The organism is Desulfitobacterium dichloroeliminans LMG P-21439 (assembly GCF_000243135.2).
In the GTDB taxonomy this organism is placed as follows: Bacteria; Bacillota; Desulfitobacteriia; order Desulfitobacteriales; family Desulfitobacteriaceae; genus Desulfitobacterium; species Desulfitobacterium dichloroeliminans.
Map to the genome: position 1 here is coordinate 1,472,389 of NC_019903.1, position 25,389 is coordinate 1,497,777.

Sequence of the window (25,389 nt, forward strand, 5' to 3'; positions counted from 1 at the left end):
GAGCAAAGCATTGGTGTGGAAGAAGTATAAGGAGGGATTTCCAATGTATGAGGCAAAAACAAAAGTAAATGATAATAGTGTCAGTGAATATATTGAAAAAGTTGAGAATCCAAAGAAAAGAGAAGATGCATATCGCTTATTAGATGTTTTTTCCGAAACTACGGGATTAGAAGCTAAAATGTGGGGAGATAGCATGATTGGATTTGGTTCCTATCACTACAAGTATGCTTCGGGTCATGAGGGAGACGCTTTTCTTGTAGGATTTTCTCCGCGAAAAGCAAAGATTAGTTTATACCTTGACTTATGGGATCGCGAAAGTGAAATATTGTTAAATGAGTTGGGCAAACATACTAAAGGTAAATCGTGTGTTTATGTTAATAAATTATCAGATATTGATACGGAAATATTAAAAAAGCTTATTACACTCTCTATCAAATTAGTAAGAGAAAAATATCCAGAATGAATAGCCAATTGTGATAAATGATTAAGTTGACGCGGTATAAACAATGTCGTCGGAGTAGAGGATTCGGGGCTCCACAAGATATCGTGGTATAATGCTATTAACATAGCAGTTCCTCTGTGGAAGATAGTGAGGTGAGCACTTCTATGGCCTTGCAAATAAAGAGGGTTTATGATTCTTTTCAGGAAAGTGATGGGATGCGTTTGCTAGTGGACCGTCTGTGGCCACGTGGTATTACCAAAGAAAACGCACACCTGGATGGATGGGTGAAAGAACTTGCCCCCAGCCATCAGCTTCGGATATGGTTTGGTCATAGAGCGGAAAATTTTGAGAAATTCGCCATGCTTTATCAGGAAGAACTGGATGCCACTACCGAGGCGCAAGCAGCCGCCCGGCAGGTCATTTTGCAAAGCAAGGAAAATAAGGTTACTCTGTTGTATGGTGCAAAAGATCCTCAAGTTAACCATGCTATTATCTTAAAGGAATATCTGGAAGCTAAAGTTTTATCTTTATAAATCCTCGCGTAAACACTAAAGTTGATCAATCAATCAGTCAAGAAATAACCTAAAGTAAATTACTCCCGAGAACATTCCTATAAAGCGAGCACTTAGGGGAGAAAGAATCGAGAAAGGTATCATGACGGTATCCTAATAATTGCATGATGAGATGTTCATCCCCTTAACGGCTGATTGGGGGAAAAGAGTAAACAGATCTTTGCCCGTCTAGATAATCAAGTAATTCATATTACTTATTATGGTAAGGAGCGAATAGAAGATATTAACCGCTACTTGTATTATCGACACAAGGAGAGAAAACACTATGAAGGGTAGTGCGCATTCGCTCGTAAACCCCTTACTTTTTCAAGAAGAAAGTTGGCAAGCTAATTGACACAAGATGAAGATAACAAGAAAAGTAAAACGATAGCTAATGCAGAATTTGTGGTAACAGAGTCCAGCGATCTATTTGATTTTTTAACACTTAAATTAATCCATCAATCAAGAAATAACATAAAGTCGTTGCTTATCCACAAACAGGTTACGGTGGATGGGGGTGTTGTTACCCAGCACGATTTCCCGCTGAAAGAAAAACAGAGGGTAGGGATTGTTCGCTCGGTCATTCGGGGGCAAAAAGAGAATGAGCAACTGCAAATTATCTATGAGGATACTGATTTGATCGTAATCAATAAGCCCGCTGGCTTGTTGGCTATAGCTGATCATAAAAATGGGCTTTCCGCTTACCATCTGCTGACAGATTATGTGCGCCGGACGAATCCGAAAGCCCGTATTTTTATTGTTCATCGTTTGGACCGGGACACCTCCGGGGTGCTGATGTTTGCAAAAAATGAAAAGCTAAAACGGGCGTTACAAGATAATTGGGGAAGCCTTGTCTCGCTACGGGGTTATGTGGCAATGGTGGAGGGACGCTTAAGAGAAAAAAGCGGGAGAATTCACTCCTGGCTCAAAGAAACAAAGACTCTGCTTGTGTATTCCAGCCAAAAGGCGGGGGGCGGTTTGGAGGCTATTACAAATTATCAGGTAGTCGATGAGACCCCGAACTATTCGCTGTTGAATATACAGCTGGAAACAGGTCGTAAGAATCAAATCCGCGTACATATGAAGGAACTAGGGCATTCCGTCGTGGGCGATACCAAATATGGTGCTAAAACCAATCCCTTGAAGCGATTAGGGTTGCATGCACACAAACTGGAACTTAGGCATCCATTTTCTAATCAATTACTATTTTTTGAAACGGAAGTACCGGAGAATTTTAAAACGTTAGCGGCCAAAGGCAATAGTAGGTAGTATTGATGCTATGTGTCGTCACGATAACAAGGAGCGTGAATGAAATGTGGAAATGCCCTAAATGCAGTCGTGTATTCAAAAGCATGGACCAAGGTCACTTTTGCGGGAAGCCGAACAACATTGACGAATACATAGCTGCACAACAGGAGGATCTGCGACCTCTGTTGCAAAGTATTCGCGAAACCATCCGCGCAGCTGCGCCAGAGGCTACTGAGAAAATCTCGTGGCAGATGCCGACATTCTGGCAGGGTGAGAATCTCATCCACTTCGCAGCCTTCAAAAAACACATCGGGCTGTACCCTGGCGGTGAAGCTACATCCCATTTTGGGGAGCGGCTCGCTGGATACAAGACCAGTAAGGGTGCGATCCAGCTACCCCTTGGCAAGCCGATTGATTATGAACTTATCACCGACATCGTGCGATGGAGAGTAATGGAAGGCGGAGCGCAAAGGGCGCACCAAATCCGAGGTTGATGCTGTAATTTGCTGGTTGACAGGATATAATGATTCAAGTTTGGAAACACAAATTGCCAAGAACAATGATTACGAAACCTTCTTTAAGGAAGCCCCGCAGATAAACCCGAACGCCACCAAAATTACAGGCGTGATTTGCGGGCATCGCGTCGAGGAAATCGAAGACCCTCTTATGCAGAAAATCAGATGGCTTGACAAACTGGTTGACGAATTGGCAAAAGGCAAGCCAATGGAGAAGATTTTCAGAAGTTGAGAATCGAGAAAATGAGGCAGCTGGGGCTATTGCAAAACGAACAGAAAAGTTCGCTGAGCAATAGCCCATTTTTGTATAAAAATATAAGCAACAGTTTCAATTGTGATTTCATAAAGAATGAGACTTGCCTATTTAAGGCAGGCGTACTAAAATGCAGATAGGTTAATTTTAGAAAGGCACGGATCTGCATGAAGAAATTAGAAGATGTGGTGGAATTCATGAGTGGTTCGCCGCAATTTAGGATTGAAGAAGCGTTTGATGATAAAGCGCCACTTTACACCTATTATGGACAACTGGATATTGAAGAAGATTTGGTTGGTATTGCTTCTAATGGTAGTGACAGCAAACGAGTAAGAACATTTAATAAGGTAAATACGCTATGTAAAGGCGATGTTGTTTTTAGTTTGATATCGGGAAAATCCACTACAGTTGCCGCGAATCATAAAGGGTATTTATACACGCAAAACTACGTTAGATTAGTAACGGTTAAAAATATCGATTCAAAATTTCTTGTGTACTTACTTAATGAAGATAAATCCATTAAGAAACAGCTTCAAATGGGATTGCAGGGTTCTCAAGTTCTAAAATATACTTTGAAACAATTGAAAGAACTTGAATTACCGGATTTGCCAACATTAGAAAAGCAGCGGATTATCGGTGAACTTTATTTCAACCAACTGCGGCTGGAAGCATTGAGAAATAGAGCGGCAAATTTAGAAACCACCATAGTATTAGAAAAGCTAAGGGAGGTTAGTGAATGAACGAGAATCAATTTGAAACAGAACTTATTCAATACATTACGAGTGGCGCAATTACCAAACCGGAGCATCTGGAAGGCATCGGTGACTTTGTTACTAAAGAATCACATGTTGATTATGTAGTGAAAACCAAACTGTGGAAATATGAACCCAATATTAAAACGACAGCACAACTCTGGGATAACTTTAAGGCGATCTTGGAACAACACAATCAAAACACCCTTGATCATCCTTTAAGTGCTGTGGAATTTAATCAAGTTAAGAAGATCATCTCGGACATTCAGACACCTTACAAAGCGGGGCAGTTCTTGTATGGATTAAATGGTGTATCCCAAATCGAGATTGATTTAGACGATGGACGTCATGTATTTCTTACTGTTTTTGATCAAAAACAAATAGGTGCAGGGGATACAGTTTATCAAGTGGTCAATCAGATTTATCGACCAGCGGTTATCACTGGAAAAAGGAATTGCTATTTCGACACGACTCTCTTGATTAACGGTCTGCCGATTATCCAAATTGAGGAAAAGCGTGACACTCGGGATGTCAATGATGCTCTCAATCAAATGCATCAATATGCTGATGAAAACCAGTATCGCGATATTTTTTCAACCTTGCAAATTTTAGTGGCAATCACACCAAACAACGTAAAGTATATGGCCAATACTACGTCAGATAAGTTTAATAAGGACTTCGCTTTTAACTGGCAACGTAAGAGCGATAACACCATTGTACGCAACTGGAAGGAATTTGCGGATTCTATGCTTTCCATCCCCATGGCGCATCAAATGGCTACCAACTACATGATTTTGGACGGAACAAAGAATAAACAAATGTTAAAGGTGATGCGTCCTTATCAAGTGTATGCCACACAAAATGTTATCGAGAGTCTTAAGCGTGTCGATTTTGAATTCGGTATGAATAAAGTCGGTTACATCTGGCACACAACCGGCTCGGGAAAAACCATTACAAGTTTTAAAACCGCATGGCTGGCCAGCCGTATGCCTAAAGTGGACAAGGTTGTCTTTGTGGTGGATCGGATCGCTTTAACCAAGCAAACCAATGAAAATTACAAAGCCTATGACCCTGATGCGACAGAAGACACCTTGGGCAGCGTTCAAAACACTAATAATACGACTGATTTGAGCCGTAAGCTCAAAAGTAAAGACAATAGTATTATTGTGACTTCCGTTCAAAAGTTGGATACTTTGGTGAAACGTAAATCCTTTAAAGCTCCTGATAAGAATATTGTATTTATCGTGGATGAAGCCCACCGTTCAACAGGCGGTGACTCATTCAAAACTATTCAAAAAGCCTTTAAGAAATCCGCGTGGGTTGGTTATACTGGAACCCCCATGTTTGATGAAACAACCACTGGGCTGCGAACAGAAGAAGTTTTTGGTCCACTATTACACGCATATACCATTCGTGAAGCGATTGCCGACCGCAACGTTTTGGGCTTCAAAGTGGATTTTGAGACAACAATAGATGAAAAACAAATGAAAGAAAACTATCTTCCTGACTTTTACCGTGAACGTTATCGTAAATGGAGCGAAGAACAAATTCACGAGAAGATCAGCCATCTCTCACAAGAAGATATGGATGATGCTATTGAACCCAGTTTCTATGATGAAAATCTGGATCACGTCAAGCTAGTAGTGGAAGATGTTTTCAAAAATTGGCGTAATCGTTCTAATGAAGGCAAGTATAATGCTCTGTTCACAACTCATGTAGGCGGTGGTAAAGCAAGTACGCCCATGGCGATGATGTATTTTCATGAGTTTAAGCGTGTCAACGAAGTAAATAGGAAGAAGGGCGCGCAGACTTTAAAAGTTGCCGTTACTTTCAGTCAAAATACATCGAATAATGATAGCATGCTTGCCACAAATCAAGGGTTGCACGATGCCATTAAAGCTTATAATGCTGAATTTGGCACATCTTTCGGGATGGATGATGTTTCGGGATATACCCAAGACGTGACTTCACGCTTAAATAAATCTGCGACGGACAGAAGATTCCTGGATTTGGTTATTGTGGTAGACCAATTATTAACGGGCTTTGATGCCCCTGAACTGAACACCCTTTATGTGGATAGAACCTTGAAAGGGGCTGTGTTAATCCAAGCCTATTCAAGAACGAACCGTATTGCGGATATGCAAGAGAAGCCTTGGGGACGTGTGGTCAATTACCGCTGGCCTGCACAAAACGAGAAGTTGATGAATAAAGCCCTTGCCATTTATGCCAATAAAGACTCAGCTATTTTATCTGAAGATGAACAACGTGAGTCTAACCAAAAAGACGGTATCATCGCTAAACCATTTGAAGATGTGTTTAGCGAAGTGAAAGAAGTAGTTGGTAAACTGAGTAGCTTGACGACTGAATTTCAACAGTTACCACCCTCTGAAAAACAAAAGGACAATATGCTTGATTTGCTTCGTGAATATAACAGAGGAATGGCAAAGTTAAAGCAATATGATCCCGAAGAAGTTGAGGGTGAGAAAATCGGATTTAACTACGAAAATCCAGATGAGTTAGTAGAGAAGTTAGGGATGACCTCAGAGCAAGAAGTCATGTTGACAACAGTCTTAACCAATGAGCTTAAGTCACATATTGCTAAAGAGAAAAAAATCCCCTTTTATCAGATCGAACTGCGGATGACCCATGTGAAGGATGTTAAAGTAGATTATGATTATCTTACAGAACTGGTGGAACAATTATTGAACCAAGTTCACGAAGGTAAAGCTGTTGAGGCCAAAGAGACCCAAGAGAGAATCAACCAATTTGCCAATGGGTTGGATGATCGCAACTATGCGACGAAGATTATGAATGCGGCAGTGGCCATCATCAAAGGTCACTTCCCACCGGCGGGTTCTGATTTTAAATATCCTGCAAAACTGAGTGACAGTGAACAAATCATCCAGCAGGCGAATAATGTTAGCCTTGATCGAATGTTTCTTGACTTCCGGGTGAAGTGGGGAATCACGGATATTATCACCAGTGCAGAGATGCGAGAGTTATTTAGTCGCCATCGCTACGGCTTGCAAGACTTAGATGATACTGGCCAAATCCGCGACATCATCGCTCAAGCAAGTTCTGACTATAAGACTCTTGCACATGATAAAGAAGTACAGTCATTGTCTAAGATAAAATACCGAAACGGTTTGCGTGATGCAATTTACGAATTAGCCGATGAATTGGCGGAAAGTTAAAACGGTGAAGGAATTACAGGGGGGATATCATGAACGAGATCCAATTTTTAATGTATGATGCCGATGAAAAGGTGGAAGTTCTTGTTCAGGATGAAACGATTTGGGCGACCCAAAAATCAATCGCAGAATTGTTTGACGTGGATAGAACATCAATTTCACGCCATTTGAAAAATGTTTTTGAGACAGGTGAGCTCGATGAAAAAGTGGTTAGTGCAGAAATTGCACATACCACTCAACATGGTGCAATGGAAGGAAAAACACAAACAAAGCCAGTAAAATATTACAACTTAGATGCGATTATCTCAATTGGCTACCGTGTAAATTCGCAAAAAGCCACGAAGTTCCGTATCTGGGCAACGGATATCTTAAGAGAATACATCCAAAAAGGTTTTAAGATTGATGTTGAACGTATGAAACAAGGAAATGCTGTTTTTGGTAAGGATTACTTCCGTGAGTTGATTGAGACCGTTCGTTCCATTCGAGCAAGCGAACGACGGATATGGCAACAGATAACCGATGTTTTTGCGGAAATTTCATTCGATTATGATAAGAACTCGGATATCACCAAGAAGTTTTATGCGACAATTCAAAACAAGTTTCATTATGCCATTACAGGGAAAACTGCTGCGGAAATTGTTCATGATAGCGCCAATAAAGACAAAGAACATATGGGGCTTACTTCTTGGAAGAACTCACCTGACGGACGAATCTTACAGTCGGATGTTGTAGTGGCAAAGAATTACCTATCAGAAAAAGAAATCCGGAGTTTGGAGCGTAACGTATCCGCTTACTTTGACTATGTAGAGCGGCTGCTTGAAGACGAAACTTTATTGGGGATGCAGGATTTTGCGGCAAGTATTGATGAATTCTTGAAGTTCAACCGCTATGAAATTCTGGAAGGGCATGGGCATATTTCCCATAGCACAGCTAAGAAAAAGGCGATTGGTGAATATAAAGAATTCGATAAGCATCAAAAAGTAGTATCGGATTTTGATAAAGTAATTAAGAAGATACAGGGAGAGCAGAAATGAGTGGAAGCAAAGAAAATGTGCCTAAGATAAGGTTCCCTGGATTTATTGATGCTTGGGAACAGCGGAAGTTCTCTGAAATTTTTATTTTTTTACAGAACAATTCATTGTCAAGAGCGGATTTAAATTATGAGAGAGGCTTAGTAAAAAATATTCATTATGGGGATGTGCTGATAAAGTTTGGCGAAGTTTTGGATGTAGAAACAGAGGAAATACCGTTCATTTCTAACAATGAATTTAAAACTAGTAGTGCATCATTATTACAGAACGGAGATGTCATAATTGCTGATGCTGCGGAAGATGAAACTGTCGGGAAATGCAGTGAAATCAAAGGAGTAGATGGTATGAGTGTTGTCTCAGGATTACATACGTTACCATGTAGACCTAGCAAGACATTTGCGACTGGTTATCTTGGATATTATTTAAATTCAAGCGCTTATCATGATCAGTTATTACCACTAATACAGGGTGCAAAAATTTCATCTATCTCAAAGTCGGCACTACAGAACACGGACATCATTTACCCAGATTCAGAAAAGGAACAACTACAAATTGGACGGTTTTTCCAAAACCTTGACCACCTCATCACCCTTCATCAGCGTAACTTAAATAACGTGCAAAATTTGAAGGCTGGACTGCTTCAAAAAATGTTCCCGAAAGATGGCGAAGATTATCCGGAAGTTCGTTTCCCCGGATTCACTGACGCTTGGGAACAGCGTAAGTTAAGTGAGGTTGTTAATTTTTTTGATGAGCAAAGAAAACCATTAGAGTCTGGGCTAAGAGAGTCAGGCCCATATCCGTATTATGGAGCATCTGGTATTATCGACTATGTGAAAGATTATTTGTTTGATGAAGAATTGATTTTATTTAGTGAAGATGGTGCAAATATTATAGATAGAAATTATCGTGTATGCTTCATGGCACGGGGAAAATACTGGGTTAACAACCATGCACATGTCCTAAAAAGCAAAGATAATTATTGCAATGGGTTCATATGTGAATCTTTGGAACGACTTGATTATGTTCAATATAATACTGGTACTGCACAGCCAAAGTTGAATCAGGAAGTCTGCCGGAATATTAATATTTTAGTTCCAAAGTTTGAAGAACAAGAGCGTATTTCAACTTATTTAGAAAGTCTCGACAACCTTATCACCCTTCATCAGCGTAAGCTGGAACACCTGCAAAAACAGAAGAAAGCTTTACTACAACAAATGTTTGTCTAGGAGGAAAATAACAGCATGAGTAATAATCTACAAACCATTACGACAAAACTGTGGGCGATGGCGAACGAGCTTAGGGGAAACATGGACGCCGCAGAATACAAGAACTATATTTTGGCTTTTATGTTTTATCGGTATCTGTCCGATTATCAAGAACGATATTTAATTGATAATAATGTTATTGATATGGCCACCGGTGAATCGATCAATAAAGTCTATTTAGAACAAGCCAACGGTGACGATTTGAATGACTACTTAGAAGATATTTCGTCAAGTTTAGGCTATGCTATTGCACCTCTTGATACTTGGGAGTCTTTAGTTCAAAAGATTGATAATAGCATGGTGATTCCTAGTGATTATCAAACTATTTTCGATAACTTTAATAAGAATGCTGAATTGAACAGAGAAGCCGTGAAAGATTTTCGTGGTGTGTTTAATGACATCAACCTCGGTGACTCTCGTCTTGGCTCTTCTACAAATGAACGAGCGAAATCACTTAACCGTATTGTAAAGCTTGTTGATGGTATTAATTACAAAGGTGAAGATGGCCAAGATATTCTTGGCGCCATCTATGAATATCTAATCGGTCAGTTTGCCGCAAGTGCAGGTAAAAAAGGTGGAGAATTCTACACACCTCATGAAGTCTCCATAATTTTAGCTAAAATCGTAACTGATGGTGTAGAAGAGTCAGATCATACATTTTCGGTGTATGACCCGACTTGTGGCTCTGGGTCATTGCTGTTAACAGTTCAAGAAGAGTTGCCTGGTGGAGATAAACCAGGGGCGATTAAATTTTTTGGTCAAGAAAAGAATACCACCACCTACAACTTAGCTCGTATGAACCTGATGATGCATGGGGTTTCATTTAATAATATGACTCTGTCTAATGCTGACACCCTGGAAAGGGATTGGCCTGATGGACCCGATGCCAAAGGAATTGACCAGCCGCGCTCTTTTGATGCCGTAGTTGCCAATCCTCCTTATTCTGCTCATTGGGACAATAGCGAAACGAAACTAAAAGATCCACGTTTTAGCGACTATGGTAAACTTGCTCCGAGAACTAAGGCGGATTATGCATTCATTTTACACAGCCTGTATCATCTGAATGATGCCGGAACAATGGCGATTGTATTACCGCACGGTGTCTTGTTCCGTGGTGCGGCAGAAGGTACAATCCGTCAAACCATCATTGAGAAAAACTACCTTGATACAGTGATAGGGTTACCTGCTAACTTGTTTTACGGTGTATCCATCCCAACGACGATATTAGTATTCAAGAAAAATCGTAAAACAAAAGAAATTTTGTTTATCGATGCAAGTAACGAGTTTGAAAAAGGTAAGAATCAAAATAAACTTACGGATAAAAACATCAATAAGATTATTGAAACTTACCGGAATCGTGTGGATGTAGATAAATACGCTCACGTGGCATTACTTAAAGAAATCAAAGAAAACGAGTTTAACTTAAATATTCCTCGTTACGTGGATGCGTTTGAAAAAGAAGAAGAGATTGACCTTGATGAAGTGAATAAACTATTAGAACAAGATAAACAAGAAATAGCTGCTCTTGAAGCTAAAATCCATGAACAGTTGAAATTATTGGGTATTGATGTGCCAAGAATCGGTTAAAATCTGCTAGGTCCTTTGCTTCCTGCTCAGGAGAATAATTTTCAGGGTAGCCTGCAAAGGATTCTATTTTTTTGTAGATTCTGCAGGGATATAACCTTCGATTTGCTGTCCGGTTACATCATAGAAGGTATACCTTGTATCCCTCAATGTTTCAGGCAGCTTTATCACAGTCATGCTCGGATTTACACGGTCGACTTTTTCGCTGATGGCTTCGCCACCGGAGGCGTGTCTGATTTCTGCCAGATTCTCGTTGTTGCTCAATACAACGTCATAATATTTGTTGGAGGGGGCGATGAGCAATCCTAGAACGATACGGTCCTGAACCAGAGCCTGCCCTTTATGGATGGTTCGACTGAGGAGCTGGTATTCTCCGGCTTTAAATTGAAACAGGCCGGCACCGATGTCCGATTGTTCCGTCTTTCCATCGGCAAGGAAGCCGATGATATACAGTCCGTTATCCATCTCATAAGTGGAGAAGCAGTATGCGGAGAAGGAAGAAAGCCCTAACATGGAGGCGACCTCCTGATCTGTCAGACTAAAGCCATTTCGGTCCCCTATCTCCTCTAATCTAAAGAGCCAACGAATGTGGCGGTTGTCCTCAGTATCATACCCTAATGCCCATAGTACATCGCCATTCTTGAGTTGAATTACCAAATAGAAGGTGTGATTAGCATCGTTTGCGTCGGCACGATAAATTAATTTGGCTTGGTCGATTGCTTCATGAGCCTTGTTATTGAGTGGATTGAACAGTGTATATAACTGCTGTCTGCTGATTTTATAAGGGTTTAATCCTTTGTGCATGATCCAATCTTCATCTGTGATTTGTTTACTGTAAAGCACATAGTCAGATGAAATAGAAAACTGAGGTGCAGTATCCAATGTATAACCAAAGGAGTACATTGGCGCTTGGTATAGTATTTCTTCAACACGATAGGAAGAACCGTTAAAGGTCGTTGAAGACTTTGGGTTTGTCATCAGTCCCACATAGAGAGCAACCACTATGAACACGGCGATAGCTATAACCCAAAACGTAGGCTTCCTGTAATTGAGCACGTTTTTTATTCTGCTCTTGGTGTCCCCTTCGCCGAAAGCAAGGGGAATACCGCTAATAATGTGTCTGCCGGTGGCAAGTGCTAACAGCGAAGAAGAATAGTCCTTTTTTACATCATTGCCAAGGCGTCTGATGACCGCTTCGTCGCAAGACATCTCCATGTCCTTCCCGCTTAGGATAAATGCAACCCAAACTAAAGGGTTGAACCAGTGGACGCAGAGCACAAGGAAACTGAGCATCCTGATTACGTGGTCAAAGCGCCGAATATGTATCTGTTCATGCAAAAGGATATACTGCTTTTCATCAAGGGAAAGGGCTTTAGGTAGATAGATTTTCGGACGAATGATCCCTAATACAAAGGGTGTATTCAAATGCTCCGCAAGGTAAACATTTTCCTTTTCATGGACGGCATTTTTCAGTCGGTTTTGAAGCCGTAGCAGCGAAACTACACTATAAAGCAAAAGCACAGCAATACCGGCAAGCCACACGAATTCTCCGATAAACGTCCATATTTGCATCGGGTTCACACTGGCCCCGAGGGAAGGAGCAGGCAGCGAGGAGTTTACGGCATTATCAATTCCCGCGATTCCCGTCTTGATTTGAGGGGTCTGTGCATACAGAATTTTATGGGAAATAGGGGTAGGATTACTAGGTAGTAGGCTCAGCAAGCTTTCAAAGGAGAAGGGGAAAACCAGCCGAAACAGCACGACGCTCCACAAGGCATAAGAAAAAATCTTAGGCGCTTTTTTGAGAGGAAGCTTAGCGACAAGCACAAATAGGATCACAATGCTAGCTGTGAAGCTCATATTGAGTATTTGCAAAAATAAATTGTCCAGCAAGATTATTCCTCCTTGTGCTCATTGATTAATTGCTGAAGCTCATTGATTTCCCGGTCACTTAGCTTGTTACGACGGGTAAAGGCAGCGAAAAACTGGGGCAGGGAACCGTCAAAGGTTTCGTTTATAAATTGCTCTCCTTGTGCAGCTTTGAATTCATTTTTACTCATTAGCGCGACAACTGTTCCGCTCTGATTTTCAAAGATATTCCGCTCACACAGCCGTTTGAGCATTGTATATGTTGTGGTGCGTTTCCAGGAAAATGCAACAGCACAAAGCTCTGTAAGAGCACGGGAGTTGATTGGTTCGTTTGCCCAAATCAAGTCAGCGAACTGTTGTTCCATTTCCCCGAGCTTGTATTGTTCCAAGGGAAGACCTCCTGTCGAATGATATTAGACAAATATAGTCTAATGCATTTAGACAGAGCTGTCAATGAACAGATAGGAAGAAATTTGACGGAATTAAGAAGGACAGATATCACACCAATCAGGAGACACATTTACCTTAACGAATTGGAGGCTCCCTAGGTTTTTCTAGGAAGCCTCCAATTTTGATAATTAATGACCTACCCCAAGGTACAAGGATTCGCTGAAGAGTAATTGTCAATTTCACCCTCCATACCTTGTCCGCATACTCTATCATTATACGGATTAAAGAAAGGACGGGTATGTGGAGTGAATGATTTATCGGTCGAACGAACACCACAGGTGATTGCGACTGAAATAAATATGATTGTCCACCAAACCAAAAAGATCCTCCTGACCAACGCCATTGAAATTGGCCGCCGTCTGAAAGAAGCGAAAAGCTTGGTCGAGCATGGGGAATGGGGAAAGTGGCTAGAAGAGTCCGTAAGCTACTCCCAGAGTACTGCCTGTAGACTGATAAGGATCTGCGAGGAGTATGGGGCAAGTTTACCGGACGGGTCGGGCACGTCAAATTTGGCACCAGTGCCAAATTTGACATACACCCAAGCCCTTCTCCTATTGGGTTTGCCAGAAGGTGAGCGGGAGGAATTCATTGCTAAGAACGATGTGGCTACCATGACGAAACAGGAGCTACAACAGGCTCTGAGGGATAGAGATCACACTAAGCAGGAGAAAGAGCAGATCCCTCAGGAAAACAAAATAGGTAATGCCCCTCCGGCAAGCAATAACGCCTTGCCGACTCACAATCTCCCAACGGAGATTGATCCTAACGCTCCTGCTAAGTATGTGGAACGTTGTGATGCCTGTTGTAAAACCATCAGCACCACCTTCTTCGAGCTGACGACAGCACTTACCAATCTGACGCATCTTGATGCGAGGTTGAAAGAGGAAAAAAGAAAAGAGGCCCAGAAGCTGCTTGAATCCATTGCTGAGACGATTAAGGAGTGGCCGCCCGCCCCAAAACCCCTAAAATTCATCCGTTGATTTCGGAACCTTTCGCAGGACAAGTCCATAGTATGTTTGTAGGACAACTTAGCTTGTCACTTTGGTGAAAGGAGAGATTATATTGCCTGTTGTTGCTACACCATCCGGGGCGGCTCTGGTATTGGTTTATCAGACTGGCCTCAGTCCCACCGGTGATCCGGTCACTAGGCAGCGGACCCTGAACAATATTGCCTATGATGCCTCTGAACAAGCTGTCTATGATGCGGCTAACGCCATCTTCAGCCTTTCCGAGTATACCCTCTTGGACGTCTATTTCCGCAGAACTCAGGAATTAATCGACGAGGTGTAAGCTTGGGAAAAATACAAGGGAAGGGAGGTGCTTCATTTGGCTGTGACTACGACCAGAACAGGAAGGCTATCCTTCACAACCAGCGACGGGAACACGTTCACGATAACGGTTCCCCAACCACGTGAGGATATTATTTTGAATGATGCCATGGACGTCATGAATTCGGTAATTGCCGGCGAGATATTTTTAACGGCACACGGCACCCTTTCAGGGATAAGGGATATAAAGGTCATCGACACAACGACCAGTGATCTCTATGATCCTCCGCAAGGGTAAGCGGGCAATGTCTGCTTAAAGGGTGAAGAGCGGGATAGAGTTTTTACAAGCAAGGCACCCTATGCTATAAATAGCGTAGAGTGCCTTACTTGATGGATGGGTGAAGGAACTTGTCCCCAGCCATTAGCTTCGGATATTTTCTGACGAAATCATGATTATCTATTCTCGATTCCAACAATCATCAGTGAAGGATGTTCTACTAGGTTATAATCAATAGGCGAAAATAGGCGACTATAAAAATCATGAGTCATCCGCACATAAGGACGAGTTGGGAAGTTGGGATTTTGTTTTACCACATTACCCCGTTGTCCGTTGCTTAAGCGGACTCCTGTCCCAGTGGGATAGGGAGTAATGCATTTAGGAAAGACCTTCTGCACTAATAATGGTTCAAAGAGCCAATCAGAATTGGCAATTAAATATTCATAAGCCTCATAGGGCTGATGGGCGTTGCGATAAATTCTTTTGCTGGTAAGTGCTTCATATACATCCGCAACAGCTGTTACTCTCGCATATTCATGGATTTGAGTTCCTTTTAACCCCCTCGGATAGCCGCTACCATCCCAGCGTTCCTGATGTTGAAGGGCTACATGAGCTGAGACAATATTGATATCACGGTTTTTTCGTAGAATCTGGAACCCGTATTCCGAATGCTTCTTGATCTCATCGAACTCCTCCAGCGTTAAAGGCCCCACTTTATTGAAGATTTCTTCTGGAATCTTGATCTTTCCTACATCATGCATGAGTACACCCATTCCGAGCTCAAATAATTTATTATCTGACCAACCCATGGAAATCCCCATAAGTAAAGCAATAATCGTTGTATTTACAGAATGATGAAAGGTATAATCGTCATGCCCTTGAATCTCAATTATATTACCTAGTAATCCTTTGTTATCAAGAAGGTCGCCGATGATATTTCGAACAGCATTCTTAACCCCATCCAACTTACCTGAACGAAGCCGTGACTCATCGATATTCTTACTTAAGTTAAGAATAGCTGCGTAAGCAACTTCACGAGTCTTTAAGGACACAGCTGAAGTTATCTCAACATCTTCAAAAGTTGCATCCTCGATGAACATCGTATCTAAACCCAGGCGAGCTAATTTATCGATATAACTTCTTGATAGTGTTATTCCCGCCTGTAAAAGTACTTTGCCATTAGGTGCTATCAAAGGTCTTGCAAGCACAGAACCTTCAACTACATACGCAATATTCACCAAACGCATTTATATTACCCCAGTTCAGTTTATAATAATTCCTTATAATGTTATAAATTTATAGTATATAGAAATTCGCCAAGAATTTCCCAAATCCTCTTGAAATTTGTAAACTATTGCAATTATTGTTTAAAAGGAGATTTACTCAAAGAGCACCAGAACATTAAGTATTTCTTAAGATTTTCCTAAGCTAAAAACTATAAAATGGATTTTCTGCTTTGCGGTATAATAAGTATGGGGGTAAATGCTTAAAAGAAAGAAGATGACGTTTTGGCTGCCAATATTTTAGTGGTTGATGATGAACAAGCTATTGCGGATTTGGTTGAAGTTTATTTAAAAAATGAGAACTATAAAATCTTTAAATTTTATAAGGGCAGGGATGCCCTTAACTGTATAGAAAATGAAAAACTAGACCTTGCCATCTTGGATGTCATGCTACCGGATATTGATGGCTTTTCAATCTGTCAACAAATCCGAGAAAAGCATAATTTCCCCGTTATCATGCTGACCGCCAAAGAAGAAGAAATCGATAAGATTACCGGGCTGACCTTAGGGGCGGACGACTATATCACTAAGCCGTTTCGCCCTTTGGAGCTTATTGCCCGTGTGAAGGCACAGCTACGGCGATTTACAAAATATAATTCTACTGAGCAAAACAAGGATGAACACTTGATTGCCTTTTCCGGCTTGGTATTGGACATGGATACTCATGAATGTACCCTGAATGAGAAAAAGCTATCTCTCACCCCTACAGAGTTTGCCATTCTTTGGTTTCTTTGTTCCAATCGTGGACGGGTGGTTCGATCAGAAGAATTATTCCAAGAAGTATGGAGCGACAAGTATTTCACCAATAGCAATAATACGGTAATGGTTCATATCCGACATTTGCGAGAAAAAATGGGCGATAATGCAGAACATCCTAAATATATCAAAACCGTATGGGGGGTTGGCTATAAAATTGAAAAGTAAAAGCGATATAAGAAAGAATGACTATTCGAGATTGAAAAGGAAAGTATTTGGGCAAATGCTTCTGATTACAATCGTTGCTGTCGTGTCTGTATTTCTTTTGCGCTTTCTTCTGTGGGGAGAGATCGGCAATCTTATCGTTAAAATGTTAATCAGCACGTTTCGTTTTCGAGATTGGGAGGCACATACAGTCTATCAGTTGATGATTCGTAATAACTTAGATATGATTCTTTTTCTTGTAATCCTCATCTTCTTAGTTATCCTTTTTCGGTTTTCCGTTTCTTGGTTCACAAAATATTTTGATGAAATTAGCTCCGGCATGGATAAACTCACGGAGGGATCCGCTGCAGATATTACCTTAGCACCGGAATTGGATTTTATGGAGAAAAAGCTTAATCAGATAAAAGACAACTTGGAAAAACAACAGAAAGCCGCCCTTGAGGCCGAGCAGCGCAAAAACGATTTAGTCGTTTACTTGGCTCATGATATAAAGACACCGCTGACCTCCGTTATAGGCTACCTAAGTCTTCTGGATGAAGCTCCGGATATGCCTTCTGAACAGAAGGCGAAATACGTCGGTATTACCTTGGAAAAAGCTTATCGCTTAGAGCAGCTTATCAATGAGTTTTTTGAGATCACCAGATTTAATCTGCAAACTATTGTTTTAAGCAAAGAAGAAATCAAATTGCTGTTCATGCTCGAGCAGATGGCTGATGAATTCTATCCCATGCTGGCCCCCCAAGGAAAGCAGGTGACAGTTAAGGTGCCTGACGCTCTCACTCTGTGGGGAGATGCTGACAAGCTGGCCCGTGTGTTCAATAACATCCTGAAAAATGCGATAGCCTATAGCTATGAAGACAGCGTCATCGATATTTCCGCCAGGGAGCAGGATGAAGATATCGTAATAACGTTTACGAATCAAGGTAACCCTATCCCTCCAGAAAAACTGCAAACAATATTTGAGAAGTTTTTCCGGTTGGACACTTCTCGTTCTACCATTACAGGCGGTGCCGGGCTGGGACTGGCTATTGCCCAAGAAATCGTCAACGCCCATGGCGGCAATATTTTCGTACAAAGTAATTCCGAGAAGACTGTATTTACAGTCGTGCTTCCGCAGAAGTAAGCAAGGGGTGTCGCAAAACTACTTTTTTAAAGTAGCTTGCGATGCCCTTTTTAGATTCGGTTTTTGAAGGAGAATCTTTTTAATACGATTTCCATCAATAGGCCATTTCTTAGTGGGTTCTGTAGCCAAAAGTTACTCACTATCGTTTGGAGACAGAACCTTTCTTAAAAAATAAAGTACTTCAAAAAGGGATGGAGGAAAGGTCTTAAAAATGGGTAAAACACCAAAAACATACCGGCGTAGGCGCAGGCCAGATAGAACCATGCCTCTCCACGAAGGAGCAAGGGGGTTGTTTCAAGCTGGGTACTTTGGACAGCAACCTTGTCCTGTAATTTTGCTAAATGCTCATGCATCAGTCTGAAAATAAGCCAGCCGAGTACTGCTCCGAGAGTATTCATCAGTAAATCATCGATATCGGTTATTCTACTATTGAACAATTGGCTTAATTCTATGATCAAGGAGAATGCCAGACCGGATAATGCGGTTTGCCATAACACCTCATAATTTTTCCAAATACAGGGAAGAAGAAATCCAAGGGGAACAAAAAGCAACATATTCTCTATATAGGGGCGAACACCCTCCGACAGCCAAAAAAATGGAATCAGATTAATCTCTGTCGGTGGGAAACTAAATCCCCCAGCTGTTATTATGCCAAAGCTGTTCTGAAGAAGATCCTTTATGGAAGGAATACCCGTAAGGCTTAACACCCCAGCAAGGTAATACATAAAGATACAAACGATTCCCATATGTTCAATTGACAGTTTATAGCCCATCTTTTTACCCTGAGAGGTTAGTAGGAAATAGTAGGGGACCAAGAATGGCAAAGTACTAATAAACCAAGTAAGCGACGATATAATAATCCTTAAAATAAACATTAAAATCATACTGATCACGCAAGGCACCTCCGTTGTAATGACTTGTCTATTATAGGATATTAAAAAAAGTAATGCCTTAACAAAACCTTAAGATAGGGTGATTTTCTCCTTAATTCGAAACTCCCGAGACCTTGATAAGACAATCTTAAGAAGTTCATAAGCTGAAATTCCAACATCGCTTCTTGTTCTGTGGTTGAATACTATCAGCAAAGAATAAGGAGCTGTTAAATATGGTCCGAAAAGTAAGAAAGAAAAAGCAAGGAATACCCCTATCTAGGGCACTTCCTTTGCTGGTTATCATGGCTGCTATTGTTTATGGATTTATCTTGACTCCAGGAACCCCACCCATTTTTGAAGAGGAATATAACGATAAAACCTCGTCATATTCTTCTATAAAGTTAAGTCCTGATTCTTCTGAAGATAGAACAAGACCGGTTTCTCCGTCAAAGAGAAAAACCGATCCTGCTGTTTTCATATCTCCCAATAAGTTGAAAAGTCCTTGTGCGATTCTTGTTCGATTAAAGGATCATACCATTCAGCTAGACAATAGAAGCTCAGAAAAAGTCTATCCTGCTTCTTTAACTAAAATGATGACAGCCCTTGTGGCGATAGAAAATTTACCTAATCTGAAGGAAAAGATTAGACTAACCCATACTGCCTTTCAGGGAATGGACGAGGCAGATGCATCAATGGCTGGTTTCCAACCGGGTGAGCAGGTCAGGGCAATCGATCTGTTATATGGGGTAATGCTACCGAGTGGCGCGGAGTGCTGTATTGGACTTGCTGATCAGATTGCGGGATCAGAGCAGGATTTTGTTAAATTGATGAATCAGAAGGCGGCAGATATAGGTATGAAAAGTACCCATTTTGAAAATGCCACCGGGCTTCACCATGAAAACCACTATACAACAGTCAACGATCTGGCTATTCTCCTCAGCTATGCCTTGCAAAATGATACTTACCGAGAAATCTTTACTTCATCCCGTCATTCCATACCACCGACGAATAAGCACCCTGACGGGATAACCTTATACAGTACCCTATTTGAAGAACTCAACCATCAAGATATTAGGGGTGGAGAAATATCAGGAGGAAAAACGGGATATACCCAAGAGGCCGGCCTCTGTCTCGCGAGTCTCGCCCAAGTGGGTAAACAGGAATATATCCTGATTACAGCCGGTGCGCAAGGGGATCACTATTCAGAGCAGTATAATTTTACCGATGCTTTAGCTGTGTACGGCAGCATTAGTTCGACGGCTATTGATTAAAGCAACACAAGTGTTGTTTTCTTCTATCTTATCAGCTGTGTTGACAGCAAAAGGCGATAAAAGAGTAAAAATTTGGTATAATCAAAAGGGGAGAATATAAAAATTAGGAAGGTGAGTCCATGGGGCATATTACAAGTAAAGATGCCTATAAGAATTTAGAAGAAAGAATCAATTGGTTTACACATGGGGCGCCGCCCTCGGCCAGTTTGTATGCTATTTTGCAGGTTCTCTATACAGAAACTGAAGCCAGAAGGGTAGCACTATTGCCCGTTCGACCATTTACTGCAAAACAAGCAGCAAAGATTTGGTCTATCAGTGAAGGGAAAGCCGAAGCTTTCTTAGAGGGTCTTTGCCAGAAGGCGCTACTTGTGGACTCCTTTTATAACGGGGTACGTCAATTCGTCATGCCACCTCCCATGGCAGGGTTTATCGAATTTGCCTTGATGCGTACAAGAGGCGATATTGATCAGAAATATTTAAGTGAGCTGTATTATCAATATATGAATGTTGAAGAAGATTTTGTAAAGGACTTATTTTTCGCGACTGAGACGCGTCTGGGTCGAGTTTATGTGCAGGAGCCTATGTTGACGAATGCTAACACCATTCATATTTTGGACTATGAAAGAGCAAGCCATATTATTGAGGATGCAACTCATATAGGCCTTGGAATGTGTTATTGCCGTCATAAGATGTCACATGTGGACCAACCCTGTGCAATAGATGCCCCTTGGGATGTTTGCCTCACCTTTGGCAATGTTGCTCGTTCCCTTGCCGAACATGGGCAGCATGCGAGATTAATTGATAGGCAAGAAGCTATGGATGTATTAGAACGTTCTTATGCAGCTAATCTTGTGCAAATAGGTGAAAATGTTCGTGAAACCCCAGCGTTTATTTGCAATTGCTGCGGTTGTTGTTGTGAAGCCTTGCAAGCGGCCAGAAAATTTAGCCCCATGCAGCCAGTGGCTACGACCAATTACATACCGAAGATTTCGGAAGAATGCATAGGCTGTGGACAATGTGAAAAGGTATGTCCAGTATTAGCGATTTCCATGTCAAAGAACACAGAAGGCAAGAAGGTAGCTCAAGTAGATCATGAAGTATGCCTTGGCTGTGGTATTTGTGTGCGAAGCTGTTCTAGAAATTCCATTGAATTAGTGCGAAGAGAGGTTCAAATCATTACACCAGTGAATAGTACCCACCGATTTGTCCTGCAAGCCATTGAAAAAGGAACTCTCCAAAATCTTATCTTTGATAACCAGGCCTTTGCTAACCATCGTGCGATGGCTGCAGTACTTGGAGTTATTCTTAAATTACCGCCATTAAAGCAGATGGGGGCTAGCAAGCAGTTTAAATCCATTTATTTAGATAAAATGCTATCTAGTAAAAGTAAGCAAAATTGAAAGGAACTCAATCATCTCATCATAAGAAATTAATAAGAATTTCATAAGGAAAATTCAAACATCACCTGTCTGATTTCGGTAAGATGAGATTGCCGAATCGGACAGGCTTCGATATGAAATACCAAGAAAACAAAGTGTTTAATCTGCGTCTTGCCGCGGAGCCCGTCAATGGTCTGATAATCTAGTTGTGCAAAGTTGCCGAGATAAGAATATGAAGGGGTATTTGCAGGCAGCAAAGAGATAAAGTGCTATTTGGCGGTAGACAAAGATGGAGAGTAGCCCTATTAGCTAATTATATAGATATTTATTGACAAATTAGCTAAAATATGAATAATAGTATGTAAATAGCTAATAGGGGGGGATTATTCTGAGAGTTCCTTCGACAGAGGTCCAGAACAATTTTGGCAAATACTTAAAGTTTGTGGAGGTCAACGAAGAAATCATCGTGACCAAGAACGGCAGGGATATTGCCAGAATCCTGCCCTGTGATGACCCGAATAAAAGCCTTTTGGCGGAAGAGGCCGTGGACTATGAAACCCATGAGGGAAGGGTGACCTATGAAGAGTTTCTGGAACTGGTGGAGGCTTCCGATCAGCGGTTTGAGCTGATCGACGGCGTCATCTACAATCTGGCGTCCCCCTCATACGAGCACCAATACGCCGTTCGCGAGATATTTGGTACGTTTTATAACTGGTTTAAACAGAAAAAGTGTATCCCCCTCACTTCGCCTTTTGATGTTACCCTTTTTAAAGCGCAGGACAACATCTGCGTTGTGCAGCCGGATATCATCATTATCTGTGACCAGGATAACATGGACAAAAAAGGGAAGTACAAAGGAGTCCCAACTTTGGTGGTTGAAGTTCTTTCCAGGTCCACCAGAAGCAAGGATCTTCTGAAGAAGCTGGAGCTTTACCGGCAATGCGGAGTGAAGGAATATTGGATGGTTGATCCGAAAAATAAGCTGGTCAATGTTTATGTGTTTGATCAGAATGAAATATCTGACATCATAGCCTTTCAGAAAGGCGCCCATGAATATGTAGATTCAGTATGTTTCAATGGTTTGAAGGTCGCCTTGACGGATCTGTTTTTATAGAAATTCCGTACAAATTCGCTAAAATCTTACCCAGTATATCCAGACCTTTGTGCAAAACCCAGGCAGTTGATGGGCGTCGAACGCTACCATCATCCAAAAATAAGAGCAAAAGAATTGTTCCAATAAGAAATTAAGTTTATAATGTTTTTGTGATCTATGGCTGGAGGGCTAAGAGAATCGGATCATAAATAATAACTGAAGGAGCTGTTGTTTATGTTGAATAGAATAATGGATATTGTAATTAAGGGAGGGGTATACGAATAATCGAGTATAAACCTCCCATAAAGGCATGGTAGCAAGCAGCTTTTAGGAGGAAAATATAAATTGAGTAAAATCGACATGGGAAATATCGGGCTCATTTCAAGGTTTGTGAATGAGGCTACACTATATGAGGGGCTGTATATTGGGAGAATAGCTTCTCAATCTAAAGGCCTCTATAAGGTTATAACCGAAAATGGTGAGTTAACCGCAGAGGTTTCAGGAAAGTTACGCTTTGATGCAAATACAGTATCAGATTACCCTGCCGTCGGCGATTTCGTCATGGTTGACAGAAATCAAGATAGGGAAGGAAAGCCAATTATCCACCACGTTCTGACAAGAAAAAGTGTTTTTGTCAGAAAAGCTGCGGGGACATCCAATGCTGAACAAGTGGTGGCCGCCAATATTGATACAGTATTCATCTGTATGTCCCTTAATAATGATTTCAATGTTCGCAGAATTGAGCGTTACCTGGCGATTGCCTGGAACAGTGGGGCAATTCCGATTATCGTGCTTACCAAAGCCGATTTATGCCTTAATCTTCCTGAGAAATTGGCAGAGCTTGATTCTGTGGCGATGGGAGTAGATGTTGTTGTCACTTCCAGTATGAGTGAGGACGGTTATCTCTCGGTCAAAGGTTATATTGGCAGAGGAAAAACTATTGCCTTCATTGGCTCATCAGGTGTTGGGAAATCTACCCTGATCAATAGACTCATTGGTGAAGAGATTATTGAAACCAAGGGAATTAGAAATGATGACAAGGGAAGACATACCACCACCAGACGGGAGATGTTTATTTTTCAGGATGGCGGAGTAGTTATTGATACCCCAGGAATGCGAGAAATCGGAATTGAAAGCGCCGATTTGTCAAAAACCTTTGCAGATGTTCATGAGCTATCTCAAAAATGCCGCTTTAGCGATTGCACCCATACCAATGAGCCAAACTGTGCCGTACTAGAGGCCATAAATTCCGGTTTCTTGGCAAAGGACAGATTCGAAAGCTATTTAAAACTCAAGAAAGAAATTAAGTATGATGGTTTGGACTCCCGGGAGATCGAAAATGTCAAGCTTAATGAAATGTTTAAAGAAATGGGTGGAATGAAGAATGCACGCAAGTTTTTAAAAGAGAAGAAGAAGTTTAAGTAATTTAGCGTTGCAGAAATTATTGCTAACGAATAATTCAAATACTGCCCCGCTACCTGTCGGCTTGAGCCGATAGGTAGCGGGGCTTTTTTGGAGAATATAATTTGGTTGCTCGTCTCCTTCAGGGGCATGGATGATGCCCATGAACTGCTTTACTTACCTTAACTGGCGTTTGAATTCTTTGTACCAATGCGTTGCTAATCCGTGACGCAGATAATCAGTACTACAGAGTACCGGATTAAAAATATAACTGAATAGTGAAGGTGATAGTTTAGGCGGCTCATTAACATTTGTAACCATCTATTCAGTAAGAGTTATCTATTGAATTAGCGACCAATCGTATTGTTTAACTTCGCACGATATTTTTCTTGCCAAGTTTTCGAGTCCTTTACTAGTTCATCGCAAAAAGCGGCAACGTCCTCACCCGTGAAGTCAGTGACTTTTTTTCCTTCTACTGCACATTCCTCTAAGAGGTCGAGAATACCTCCAAAGATACGGCTTATATCCTTCCAGTCGGTGAGGCCACCAGAGGTATATAGGTATTTCTTAATTGCGTCGTAAGCGTTACGGTACTCACTCGGAAGTGCCTTCGCACGCGCTTCCAGAGCCTTCCATTCCCGCTTGTCATCGAGACTTCCAATGATTTTCTCAATAATATTCATATTATTTCTCCTTTTGATTAGATTTTATTTGCTTTAAGTTCGTTAATTTTGCTTGAGATGAAATCCCATTTTTCCCAAAAAATCTCTCGTTGTGCTTGACCTGCCGTGTTGAGTGTATAAAATTTTCTCGGCGGTCCCATAGTGGATGCTTTTTTCTCGATGTTCACCAGATTGTTTTTCTCAAGCCGCATAGTAATCGTATAAACTGTGCCTTCGACGACATCAGTAAAGCCAAGTTCTCGTAGCAATTGTGTAATTTCATAGCCATAAGTTTCGCCACGGCCGATGATTTCAAGCACACAACCCTCAAGCACCCCTTTCAACATTTCCGTAATCTTTTCCATTTTGCCACCCCCTTTTGTTGTCTATAGGTCTATTCAGTATTCTGTAGCACAGGTATTTAGCGTTATGGGTAATTGGTATTACGTACTACTGGTATATAGTATAACGGAATAGACTCGGTGTCAAGAATTGATGATGGCTAAGACTTGTTTAAAAACTTGACATGAAACCGAACTTCTGCCAAAAATGTGGTGGTCGTATTGTAGGGGTGAAATAAGTTTTTCAATTGAGGAAAGAAAAAGTAGGAGGTTTATTTAGGGAAATAATAGAATTTATTGTTAATAGAATGCTATAATGTTATGAATTAACACTCTAGGCTTATTTA

24 protein-coding genes and 2 pseudogenes are annotated in these 25,389 nt (G+C 41.2%); 20 read left to right on the forward strand and 6 right to left on the reverse strand.

All coding sequences use genetic code 11. The annotated features are described in order from the left end of the window. Window positions 1-43: 43 nt before the first annotated feature. The 10 genes and pseudogenes from DESDI_RS06990 (at window position 44) to DESDI_RS07035 (ending at window position 10,835) form a co-directional block, all read left to right on the forward strand. The gene (locus tag DESDI_RS06990) at window positions 44-463 is read left to right on the forward strand and encodes a DUF1801 domain-containing protein (RefSeq protein WP_015261936.1); all 420 of its coding nucleotides are present in this window, start codon (window positions 44-46) and stop codon (window positions 461-463) included. A 143-nt stretch (window positions 464-606) separates the two neighbouring features. After that, window positions 607-975: a DUF488 domain-containing protein gene (locus tag DESDI_RS06995; RefSeq protein ID WP_015261937.1), complete on the forward strand. Its 369-nt coding sequence runs from the start codon at window positions 607-609 to the stop codon at window positions 973-975. Window positions 976-1,344: 369 nt separating this feature from the next. Next, window positions 1,345-2,262, forward strand: coding sequence for an RluA family pseudouridine synthase (locus DESDI_RS07000; protein WP_015261938.1), 918 nt, complete (start codon window positions 1,345-1,347; stop codon window positions 2,260-2,262). A 44-nt stretch (window positions 2,263-2,306) separates the two neighbouring features. After that, complete coding sequence (locus DESDI_RS07005; protein ID WP_051015672.1) at window positions 2,307-2,735, forward strand: iron chaperone; 429 nt, start codon at window positions 2,307-2,309, stop codon at window positions 2,733-2,735. Continuing rightward, window positions 2,698-2,988, forward strand: a pseudogene (locus DESDI_RS07010) (DUF2200 domain-containing protein); the annotation flags it as partial. The gene DESDI_RS07005 and the pseudogene DESDI_RS07010, both read left to right, overlap by 38 nt. 188 nt (window positions 2,989-3,176) lie before the next feature. Then, window positions 3,177-3,749 carry a restriction endonuclease subunit S gene (locus DESDI_RS07015; protein WP_015261940.1) on the forward strand — a complete coding sequence of 191 codons (573 nt, stop codon included), beginning with the start codon at window positions 3,177-3,179 and terminating at the stop codon, window positions 3,747-3,749. Next, a complete protein-coding gene (locus DESDI_RS07020; protein WP_015261941.1) occupies window positions 3,746-6,955 on the forward strand; it encodes a type I restriction endonuclease subunit R in 3,210 nt (1,069 codons plus the stop codon). The genes DESDI_RS07015 and DESDI_RS07020 overlap by 4 nt, the downstream gene beginning before the upstream one ends. 29 nt (window positions 6,956-6,984) lie before the next feature. Next, the gene (locus tag DESDI_RS07025; RefSeq protein ID WP_015261942.1) at window positions 6,985-7,986 is read left to right on the forward strand and encodes a virulence RhuM family protein; all 1,002 of its coding nucleotides are present in this window, start codon (window positions 6,985-6,987) and stop codon (window positions 7,984-7,986) included. Beyond that, complete coding sequence (locus DESDI_RS17590; RefSeq protein WP_015261943.1) at window positions 7,983-9,209, forward strand: restriction endonuclease subunit S; 1,227 nt, start codon at window positions 7,983-7,985, stop codon at window positions 9,207-9,209. Before DESDI_RS07025 ends, DESDI_RS17590 begins: the two co-directional genes overlap by 4 nt. Window positions 9,210-9,224: 15 nt before the next feature. Next, on the forward strand, window positions 9,225-10,835 hold the full coding sequence (locus DESDI_RS07035) for a type I restriction-modification system subunit M (RefSeq protein ID WP_015261944.1): 1,611 nt from the start codon (window positions 9,225-9,227) through the stop codon (window positions 10,833-10,835). 63 nt (window positions 10,836-10,898) lie between these two features. Here the strand turns inward: DESDI_RS07035 and DESDI_RS07040 are convergent, their stop codons facing one another. Continuing rightward, complete coding sequence (locus DESDI_RS07040; protein WP_015261945.1) at window positions 10,899-12,725, reverse strand: M56 family metallopeptidase; 1,827 nt, start codon at window positions 12,723-12,725, stop codon at window positions 10,899-10,901. Window positions 12,726-12,727: 2 nt separating this feature from the next. After that, a complete protein-coding gene (locus tag DESDI_RS07045) occupies window positions 12,728-13,090 on the reverse strand; it encodes a BlaI/MecI/CopY family transcriptional regulator (RefSeq protein WP_015261946.1) in 363 nt (120 codons plus the stop codon). 306 nt (window positions 13,091-13,396) lie between these two features. Here DESDI_RS07045 and DESDI_RS07050 point away from each other — a divergent pair, with 306 nt between their 5' ends. The 3 genes from DESDI_RS07050 to DESDI_RS07060 all read left to right on the forward strand — a co-directional run bounded on the left by DESDI_RS07050 (window position 13,397) and on the right by DESDI_RS07060 (window position 14,717). Then, complete coding sequence (locus DESDI_RS07050; protein ID WP_015261947.1) at window positions 13,397-14,131, forward strand: DUF3102 domain-containing protein; 735 nt, start codon at window positions 13,397-13,399, stop codon at window positions 14,129-14,131. An 82-nt stretch (window positions 14,132-14,213) separates the two neighbouring features. Further along, complete coding sequence (locus DESDI_RS07055; protein WP_015261948.1) at window positions 14,214-14,441, forward strand: DUF1659 domain-containing protein; 228 nt, start codon at window positions 14,214-14,216, stop codon at window positions 14,439-14,441. Window positions 14,442-14,477: 36 nt separating this feature from the next. Then, window positions 14,478-14,717 carry a DUF2922 domain-containing protein gene (locus tag DESDI_RS07060; protein ID WP_015261949.1) on the forward strand — a complete coding sequence of 80 codons (240 nt, stop codon included), beginning with the start codon at window positions 14,478-14,480 and terminating at the stop codon, window positions 14,715-14,717. A gap of 155 nt (window positions 14,718-14,872) precedes the next feature. Here the strand turns inward: DESDI_RS07060 and DESDI_RS07065 are convergent, their stop codons facing one another. Continuing rightward, window positions 14,873-15,943, reverse strand: a complete 1,071-nt coding sequence (locus DESDI_RS07065; RefSeq protein WP_015261950.1) for an HD-GYP domain-containing protein — start codon at window positions 15,941-15,943, stop codon at window positions 14,873-14,875. Between the two features lie 261 nt (window positions 15,944-16,204). On the opposite strand from DESDI_RS07065, the gene vanR reads away from it, so the two are divergent. Continuing rightward, window positions 16,205-16,903 (forward strand): VanR-ABDEGLN family response regulator transcription factor, encoded by a 699-nt coding sequence (gene vanR / locus DESDI_RS07070; protein ID WP_015261951.1) that lies wholly within the window; start codon window positions 16,205-16,207, stop codon window positions 16,901-16,903. Then, window positions 16,881-18,023, forward strand: coding sequence for a vancomycin resistance histidine kinase VanS (gene vanS, locus DESDI_RS07075; protein ID WP_427846161.1), 1,143 nt, complete (start codon window positions 16,881-16,883; stop codon window positions 18,021-18,023). Before vanR ends, vanS begins: the two co-directional genes overlap by 23 nt. 164 nt (window positions 18,024-18,187) lie before the next feature. Here the strand turns inward: vanS and DESDI_RS07080 are convergent, their stop codons facing one another. Then, window positions 18,188-18,907, reverse strand: coding sequence for a VanZ family protein (locus DESDI_RS07080; protein ID WP_041219809.1), 720 nt, complete (start codon window positions 18,905-18,907; stop codon window positions 18,188-18,190). A gap of 221 nt (window positions 18,908-19,128) precedes the next feature. Here DESDI_RS07080 and DESDI_RS07085 point away from each other — a divergent pair, with 221 nt between their 5' ends. The 5 genes and pseudogenes from DESDI_RS07085 to rsgA all read left to right on the forward strand — a co-directional run bounded on the left by DESDI_RS07085 (window position 19,129) and on the right by rsgA (window position 24,063). Beyond that, on the forward strand, window positions 19,129-20,166 hold the full coding sequence (locus DESDI_RS07085; protein WP_015261954.1) for a D-alanyl-D-alanine carboxypeptidase family protein: 1,038 nt from the start codon (window positions 19,129-19,131) through the stop codon (window positions 20,164-20,166). 119 nt (window positions 20,167-20,285) lie between these two features. Then, the gene (locus DESDI_RS07090; RefSeq protein ID WP_015261955.1) at window positions 20,286-21,566 is read left to right on the forward strand and encodes a 4Fe-4S dicluster domain-containing protein; all 1,281 of its coding nucleotides are present in this window, start codon (window positions 20,286-20,288) and stop codon (window positions 21,564-21,566) included. Between the two features lie 95 nt (window positions 21,567-21,661). Beyond that, window positions 21,662-21,748, forward strand: a pseudogene (locus DESDI_RS18490) (VanW family protein); the annotation flags it as partial. A 185-nt stretch (window positions 21,749-21,933) separates the two neighbouring features. Next, window positions 21,934-22,659 carry a type II toxin-antitoxin system Phd/YefM family antitoxin gene (locus tag DESDI_RS07095; RefSeq protein ID WP_041219346.1) on the forward strand — a complete coding sequence of 242 codons (726 nt, stop codon included), beginning with the start codon at window positions 21,934-21,936 and terminating at the stop codon, window positions 22,657-22,659. A 324-nt stretch (window positions 22,660-22,983) separates the two neighbouring features. Beyond that, the gene (gene rsgA / locus DESDI_RS07100) at window positions 22,984-24,063 is read left to right on the forward strand and encodes a ribosome small subunit-dependent GTPase A (RefSeq protein WP_015261957.1); all 1,080 of its coding nucleotides are present in this window, start codon (window positions 22,984-22,986) and stop codon (window positions 24,061-24,063) included. Between the two features lie 323 nt (window positions 24,064-24,386). On the opposite strand, the gene DESDI_RS07105 is transcribed toward rsgA, so the two are convergent. Beyond that, on the reverse strand, window positions 24,387-24,722 hold the full coding sequence (locus DESDI_RS07105) for a DUF1048 domain-containing protein (RefSeq protein ID WP_015261958.1): 336 nt from the start codon (window positions 24,720-24,722) through the stop codon (window positions 24,387-24,389). A gap of 17 nt (window positions 24,723-24,739) precedes the next feature. Further along, window positions 24,740-25,066, reverse strand: a complete 327-nt coding sequence (locus DESDI_RS07110; RefSeq protein ID WP_015261959.1) for a PadR family transcriptional regulator — start codon at window positions 25,064-25,066, stop codon at window positions 24,740-24,742. Window positions 25,067-25,389: the final 323 nt, after the last annotated feature.